Origin of the sequence: Zoogloea sp. (assembly GCF_028693495.1) — a bacterium.
Lineage (GTDB): Bacteria > Pseudomonadota > Gammaproteobacteria > Burkholderiales > Rhodocyclaceae > Zoogloea.
This window is the reverse complement of the sequence record NZ_JAQUVG010000157.1, coordinates 1-4,414: the sequence shown is the minus strand read 5'-3', so window position 1 is coordinate 4,414 and position 4,414 is coordinate 1. Positions and strand designations below refer to the sequence as shown.

4 protein-coding genes are annotated in these 4,414 nt (G+C 65.0%); all 4 read right to left on the bottom strand.

The genetic code is table 11. The annotated features are described in order from the left end of the window. Positions 1 to 742: 4Fe-4S binding protein (locus PHD22_RS16425; RefSeq protein WP_299869376.1), on the bottom strand; the 742-nt coding region annotated here is incomplete at its 3' end. A 54-nt stretch (positions 743 to 796) separates the two neighbouring features. Further along, on the bottom strand, positions 797 to 2,287 hold the full coding sequence (locus tag PHD22_RS16420; RefSeq protein ID WP_299869373.1) for a PLP-dependent aminotransferase family protein: 1,491 nt from the start codon (positions 2,285 to 2,287) through the stop codon (positions 797 to 799). A gap of 81 nt (positions 2,288 to 2,368) precedes the next feature. Further along, on the bottom strand, positions 2,369 to 2,869 hold the full coding sequence (locus PHD22_RS16415; protein WP_299869370.1) for an OmpA family protein: 501 nt from the start codon (positions 2,867 to 2,869) through the stop codon (positions 2,369 to 2,371). A gap of 160 nt (positions 2,870 to 3,029) precedes the next feature. Next, positions 3,030 to 4,414, bottom strand: a 1,385-nt coding sequence (locus PHD22_RS16410) for an AAA family ATPase (RefSeq protein WP_299869367.1), incomplete at its 5' end; no start/stop codon positions are given.

Genomic DNA, 4,414 nt, shown 5'->3' with positions numbered 1-4,414 from the left:
GGCCCTTGCGGGGCTCTCCCCGGCCCAGATCGTAGCTGACCGTCCGCGTGGCATTGTCGAACATGACGCCCTGAAACCGGGAATAGGGACACATGTGCTGGCACACCGCCTCCCGGGCAAAGCCGGCCTGGATATAGGTGAACAGCCCGTAGAAGAGCAGCCAGAAGGCCTCCCAGGGCCCCACCTCCAAGTGCGTGATGGCCGGCAGGAGGTCGCGGATCGGCGTGAAATAACCGACAAAGGTGATGCCGGTCCAGGCGGCGAAGAGCAGCCACAGGCCATGCTTGGTGGCACGCAGGGCCAGCTTGCGCGGCCCCGTGGGGGCCTGATCGAGACGCAGCCGGGCCAGATGGTCCCCTTCGACCCGGGCCTCGATCCACATGAAGATCGACGTATAGACCGTTTGCGGACAGGCAAAACCACAGAACAGGCGGCCCGCCAAGGCGGTCACCAGAAACAGGCCGGTGGCGGCCAGGATCAGGGCAATCGCCAGCAGCAGCGCATCCTGGGGCCACAGGACCAGACCGAAGAAATGAAATTTCTCGTGGGGAATGTCGAACCACACCGCCTGACGGCCACCCCACTGGAGCCAGCAGGCGCCATAGAACACCAGCTGGGTGAGCCAGACCACCGCCCAGCGGATCGTATTGAATCGCCCACGGACCTCCCGGGCGTGGATCTTTCCTTTCTTGCGGTAGAGCTCAAGCCTGGCTTCGCGGACTTTACTGACGGGTGCGTTCATGGATCATTCCTCCTGACCCTGAATTAGACGCGCCCGGGAAGAATGGCAACAGATTCAGTATTTATGTTTTTGGATAGGCACAGACTGATCAGGAGCGCGGGCCGGGGCCGAAGGGATCAGGCTCGTGGAAGGCTGGACACCTCCCGTCAGCAACTGCCCCAGGGTGGTGACCGCCGCCAGCCCCCGCTCCTCCAGGGGATGGCCAAAATTGAGCCGGATGCACTGCCCGAACTCCCGCTTGGCCGAGAAAATCGGCCCGGGTGCAATACTGATGCCCCGGGCCAGGGCCTGCCGGTGAAGGGCCAGGGCATCGCCGCCCGGTGGCAGCTCCAGCCACAGGAAATACCCTCCTGCGGGCCGCGCCAGGCGGGTGCCCGCCGGAAAGTGGGCCTCCACCGCCGCCACCAGGGCTGCCTCCTGGCCGGCCAGCCGGCGTCGCAGATGACGCAGGTGATTGTCGTACCCCCCGTGCTTCAGGTAATCCGCCAGGGCGATCTGTACCGGCACCGTGGTGGCCAGACTCAGCGACAGCTTCTGGCGCTGGATGGCACTGGCGTAGCGCCCCGCCGCCACCCAGCCAATCCGGTATCCCGGCGCCAGACACTTGGAAAAGGACGACACATGCATCACCCGGCCGGCCGGATCCACCGCCTTGGTCACCATGGGCAGATCGGTACCGAAATACAACTCTGCGTACACATCGTCCTCGATCAGCGGCACATCGTGACGATCGAGCAGTTCGACCAGGGCACGACGCCGTTCATCCGGCACCCTCGCCCCGGTCGGGTTGGCAAAATTGAGCATCAGCAGGCAGGCCCTGACCGGGTGATGCCGCAGCGCATCCTCCAGGGCCACCAGGCTCACCCCTTCCCGGGGGTGACTCGGGATCTCGATGACCTTGAGGCCCAGGCGCTCGGCCGCCTGCAGCCCCGCATAAAAGGTCGGGGACTCCATGGCGATCAGGTCGCCTGGCCGGGTGACCGCCTGCAGGCACAGGTTGAGCCCCTCCATCGCACCGGAAGTGATGATGATCTCCCCCGGCGGCACGTGGGCCCCCTGGGCCAGATAGCGCAAGGAGAGCTGCCGGCGCAACTCCTCGTTGCGCGGGGGCAGGTCCGTCACCGTGGCCAGGGGATCCAGATGGCGGGCGGCGGAAGCCAGAAAGCGTCCCAGCTTGTCGAGGGGGAACAGATGGGGTGACGGAAAGCTCGAACCCAGCGGCACAACGGCCGGATCCTTGACACTGTCGAGAATCTGGAAAATGAAATCACTGACCGCGAGGGCCGTCGACTCCCCCACCGGGCGGGTCATTTCCGGCTCTGCGAGACGCTGGCCCAGCCGCCCCCGGACAAAGTAACCCGAGCGCGGCCGCGCCTCGATCAGCCCCCGGCTCTCCAGCAGGTGATAGGCCTGGGTCACCGTCACCGGCGCCACGTTCTGGCTGCGGCACACATGCCGGACCGACGGGAGCCGCTCCCCCGGACGGAGCACTCCATCCGCAATCAGGCGGGCCATCTCCCCCGCCAGGGTTTCATAAAGATTCATGGCCGCGATGGTAGCCCCACCTGCGCACAAACAAAAAGGCCGGGACACGCCCGGCCTGGATCATCGCGCCGCAGGAACGGCTTACTGCACGCGCACTTCCACGCGACGGGCTTCTTCGGGGTTAACACCACCCAGGGTCACGGCAGGCTTGCGCGCTGCAATCCGGTCGGCGGCCACACCGGCCGCAAGCAGCGCCTCGCGGACGGCCAGGGCACGGGCCTTGGCCACCTCCCCATTGACCGCGGCGCTGCCGGTTTCATCGTGATACCCGGAGATCAAGGCGATCTTGGCGGGCTCCTCACCGAGCTGCGCCACCACCTTGGCGATGCCCTCGGCCGCAACGGCCGGCAGTACCGTTTCGCCGGACTCGAAGTAGAACTTCACCAGCGGCTCACCCACCTCGACAATCTCGGGCACCTCTTCTGCCGGCGCGGCTACGGCCGGCGCCGCCTCAACAGCCTTGGGCGCACGGTTCTGGCCGGTGACGTAGGTGGTCAGGCCGATCACCAGCGCAATCACCAGCGCGATGATGCCGAACAGGATGCCCAGTACGAGGTTCTGGTTGTCGTCGTCTTGCTGCATGGAAAATCCTTTCTGGAACAAGGTTCAATGAATGGCGGCCGGAGTATACCGGCTTATTCCCGGGTGCTTCACACTGACCTCACCAGAAAAATCGGGCGGCATCCGCCTGTTCCCGGAAAACCCGCATGCCTGCAGGCTTTCCGGGCAACATGCAGCGGCATCAGAGCTTGGCGAAAGCGATCTTCCCCCCTTCACACTCCACCCGGATGGTGTCCTTGGCGGCGAACTGGCCTTCGAGGATACGCTTGGCGAGGGGGTTCTCGATGTGCTCCTGGATCGCCCGCTTGAGCGGCCGGGCACCGAACACGGGGTCGAAACCGGCCCCTGCCAGCTGGATCAGGGCGGCGTCGCTCACCTGGAGCTGCATCTCGAGGCGGGCCAGGCGCTTCTCCAGGTAGGCCAGCTGGATGCGGGCGATGGAGGCGATGTGCTGCTCGTCAAGGGCATGGAAGACCACCACCTCGTCGATCCGGTTGATGAACTCCGGCCGGAAGTAGGTCTTCACCTCGGCCATCACCGCCAGCTTGATCACGCCATAGTCGTTGCCCGACATCTGCTGGATCATCTGGCTGCCCAGGTTGCTGGTCATCACGATCACGGTGTTCTTGAAATCCACCGTGCGGCCCTGGCCATCGGTCATGCGGCCGTCGTCGAGCACCTGCAAGAGCACGTTGAAGACGTCAGGATGGGCCTTCTCCACCTCGTCGAAGAGGATCACGCTGTAGGGCTTGCGGCGCACCTGCTCGGTGAGGTAGCCGCCCTCCTCGTAACCCACGTAGCCCGGCGGCGCGCCGATCAGGCGGGCCACCGAATGCTTCTCCATGAACTCGCTCATGTCGATGCGGATCAGGTGCTCCTCGCTGTCGAACAGGAACTCGGCCAGGGTCTTGCACAGCTCGGTCTTGCCCACGCCCGTGGGGCCAAGGAACAGGAAGGAACCATAGGGCCGGTTCTCGTCCGACAGGCCCGCGCGGGAGCGGCGGATGGCATCGGCGACGAGGCGCACGGCTTCGTCCTGGCCGACCACGCGCTTGTGCATGCGCTCTTCCATCTGCAGCAGTTTTTCGCGCTCGCCCTGCATCATCTTGGACACGGGAATACCGGTGGCGCGGCTCACCACCTCGGCGATCTCCTCGGCACCCACCTCGGTGCGCAGCAGCTTGTTGGCCGGCTTGGCCTCGCCGCCCGCCTCGGCCTTCTTGAGCTGGGCTTCGAGCTGGGGCAGCTGGCCATACTGCAGCTCGGCCACCTTCTCGAGCTTGCCCTCGCGCTGCAGCTTGACGATCTCGGCCTTGAGGCGGTCGATCTCTTCCTTGATGTGGGCCGAGCCCTGCACCGCCGACTTCTCGGCCTTCCAGACTTCCTCCAGGTCGGAGTATTCCTTCTTGATGCGGGTGATCTCCTCCTCGATCAGGCCAAGGCGCTTGAGGGAGGCTTCGTCCTTCTCCTTCTTCACAGCCAGCTGTTCGATCTCCAGCTGGATGCGGCGCCGTTCGAGCTTGTCCATCACCTCCGGCTTGGAGTCGATCTCCATCTTGATGCGCG